The organism is Microcystis sp. M49636_WE2, from assembly GCF_030065375.1.
Classification (GTDB): Bacteria; Cyanobacteriota; Cyanobacteriia; order Cyanobacteriales; family Microcystaceae; genus Microcystis; species Microcystis aeruginosa_C.
On the sequence record NZ_JASJFG010000382.1, the window covers coordinates 1 to 2960 of the forward strand.

At 46.0% G+C, this 2960-nt stretch carries 3 protein-coding genes and 1 pseudogene; all 4 read right to left on the bottom strand.

Annotated features, from left to right (window positions below):
• Positions 1–111: YlcI/YnfO family protein (locus tag PX484_RS25720; protein ID WP_502882714.1), on the bottom strand; the 111-nt coding region annotated here is incomplete at its 3' end.
• Complete coding sequence (locus PX484_RS09210) at positions 108–536, bottom strand: putative toxin-antitoxin system toxin component, PIN family (RefSeq protein WP_012264774.1); 429 nt, start codon at positions 534–536, stop codon at positions 108–110. The genes PX484_RS09210 and PX484_RS25720, both read right to left, overlap by 4 nt.
• Before the next feature lie 160 nt (positions 537–696).
• The gene (locus PX484_RS09215) at positions 697–2628 is read right to left on the bottom strand and encodes a transglycosylase domain-containing protein (RefSeq protein ID WP_288103570.1); all 1932 of its coding nucleotides are present in this window, start codon (positions 2626–2628) and stop codon (positions 697–699) included.
• A gap of 148 nt (positions 2629–2776) precedes the next feature.
• A pseudogene (locus PX484_RS09220) lies at positions 2777–2960 on the bottom strand (pentapeptide repeat-containing protein); the annotation flags it as partial.

Consider the following 2960-nt stretch of genomic DNA (forward strand, 5'->3'; position numbering starts at 1 on the left):
CTCAGCGATCGCAGTAGAGATAAATTGATCGATCGAAATTCCATCACGAGCCGCTAGATCATCTAAACTTTTCTGTAATGAGTCGGGAATTTGAACTTGGATGGTACTCATGGTAACTTACCTATTAATCGTAGGAAACCTGAAGGCTCAAGCAGACATAAACCAAATTGCTCAACACCAGCAAAGTCACGGGTGTTATATGTGATTATACTCTGACATCCTGCTTTAACTGCAAGCTCCAATACCATATCGTCTTTGGGATCACGCAGAAATGGTCGCCACAGGAAGAAAATTTTATGAGGTATCCCCACCGAGCAATAGAAATCAATTAAGTCATCTACTTCTTCTCGACTTAAATAGAGATTGGGCAACTCCCGCAATAGGACATCTGTATATTCCAAGACGAGAGGAACAGATAAGTGCATATCAAATTTTCCTGTACCTATAAGGCTAAGAAGTTGAAACGCACTTCCACGCCTAGATCTTAATCCAGCAATAATGACATTGGTATCAATAACAATCTGAGGTAACGACATTCGCAACTGGGCAACGATGATTATTGGTACAGTTACATCTTAACTTTATCATCACAGAACAAAAATAGCGTGGGTTTCATTTTTGAATTGGCGCTCTTACAAAAACCTAGCCACCTTTACTCGATCAATAAATTACGATCAAACCAATTAGATTAACCATCTACTTAACTGTTGGTTTGCGGAATTTGGAGGGAGAAGGAAAATATTCTACCCGTTCATTTTTCAGTGCTTGTGCCATAAAATCGCGCCAAATGGGAGCGGCAAAACCACCACCGGTGATACCTTTACCTAAAGTGCGGTTTTGGTCATCTCCAATCCACACCGCCGTGGCTAATTGGGGAACATAACCGACAAACCAGACATTTTTCTCGTTATCGGTAGTACCGGTTTTTCCCGCTGCCGGACGACCGATTTGGGCCGAGGTTGCTGTTCCTCCTTGAATAACTCCCTGTAGGACAGAATTGAGAGAAGCGGTGGCCCAGGGGTCTAAAACTAGCTTCGGTTTGGGTGTATTATCGAGCATGACGTTACCACGGCTATCAGTGACACGCATGATAAAGGTAGGCTCGGAATGCCAGCCATTACTGGCAAAAGTAGCGTAGGCCCCCGCCATTTCCAGAGGAGTCACGTCCACGGATCCCAAAGGTAAAGAGGTCACGGCAATTAAAGGACTCTCGAAACCCAACAGACGACAGACTTCAATGACTTTATTTATCCCGACGCGACGACCGAGAACAACTGCGGGAATATTCAGAGACTGCATCAGAGCGCTACGCAGGGAAACTGGACCAGAAAAGCCGCCACCGTAGTTTTTTGGGCTATAGAAGCCGCCGGCCTCGCGAAAACGGACAGGAGCATCATTAATCACCGTTTCGGGGGTAAAACGACCACTAGCGAAGGCAGTATAATAGACGAAGGGTTTAAAAGCTGACCCCGGTTGACGACGGGATTGGATGGCCCGGTTTAATTGACTTTTATTGTAATCAACGCCACCGACGAGCGCCTTGACAAAATGGGTGCGGGGATCCACCGCGACTAGAGAAATTTGTAGGTCTTTGGTACGAATACCGCGACCACGCAAGCTATTATAGGCCCGTTGGATGGTAGACTCGGCCATGTTTTGAAAGTCGAGATCGATTGTGGTTTGAATCCGCATTCCCCCTTTAGTTAGGGTTTCCTTGCCAAATTTTTGCCGCAATTCTGCCACCACTGCATCGGTAACGTAGGGTAATTTACTTTCTTGCCAAGCGGTGGGTTTACCCAGTTTCAGTGGTTCCCTTAAAGCGGCCTCTTCCTGTGCGGGGGTAATCCAACCTAAGGTACGCATCCGACTGAGAACCAGTGCCTGTCTTTCCTTGGCGGTTTGATAATTATTAAAAGGACTATAAACTTCCGGCGCTTGGATTAATCCGGCCATCATCGCCGATTCTGCTAAATTTAACTCGGAGGCGGGTTTATTAAAATAACTTTTAGCGGCGGTTTGCACTCCGTAATTATTATGACCCCAATAGATATTATTAAGGTACATTTCCAGAATGTCATTTTTGCTAAAAACCTGTTCCACTCGTACTGCCAGGACCGCCTCGGCTAATTTACGGCTAACGGTGCGCTGATGGGAAAGAAAGATATTTTTGACTAACTGCATGGTGATGGTAGATGCACCTTCCACCACACCGCCACTTTTCCAGTTAGCGACTACTGCCCGACCGATACTATTAGGATTAATACCACGATGGTGATAAAAATGGCTGTCTTCGATCGCCATCACTGCGCGTTTTAGATTGGGAGAAATTTGATCGAGTTCCACCACTTCCCGATTCGCTTCTCCGTGTAAGCTGGTCAGGGGTCTGCCTTTAACATCGTAGATATAACTGGTTTCCGTGGGAACGTAACCGCGTAAAATCCTCACATCGGGTAGATTGCGGTAACTAATCGCCAATCCTACCACAGCCCCCGTCACCACGGCCGTGGATACCATCAACAGGCCGAGAACAGTTCCCCCTGCGACTCTGGAGACTCCTTGGAAAAAGCTATCCGAGTCACTACTAGGTTTCTGCTCTTTGTCTTGATTGCCGAGGGTACTGGTGGACACGATGGTTACAATTTCCTTTTTCCAAGAGGGGACTGATTGATCGAACTGGCTTGAAAGTCTATTCTAAAGGTTTTGTTAAAAAATCGAATACTAGCTTACAGCAATTATGGCCGATCTGGCTCTAATTCGATCGGTCATGACAGCAGGATTAGGGACAAAATAGGGTATCACGGGTATTTCTGCCAGTTATGGGGTTAGTTCCCGTCGCTCTCTCACAAAGATATTTTTCCACATCGGAGCGAATAATTGCATCGGTAAAATCGGCCCCGTCGATAATTGCACCTTTGATTAAAATGTTAGTGGCAAAAGCTCCTTCGAGAACGGCATTGGTA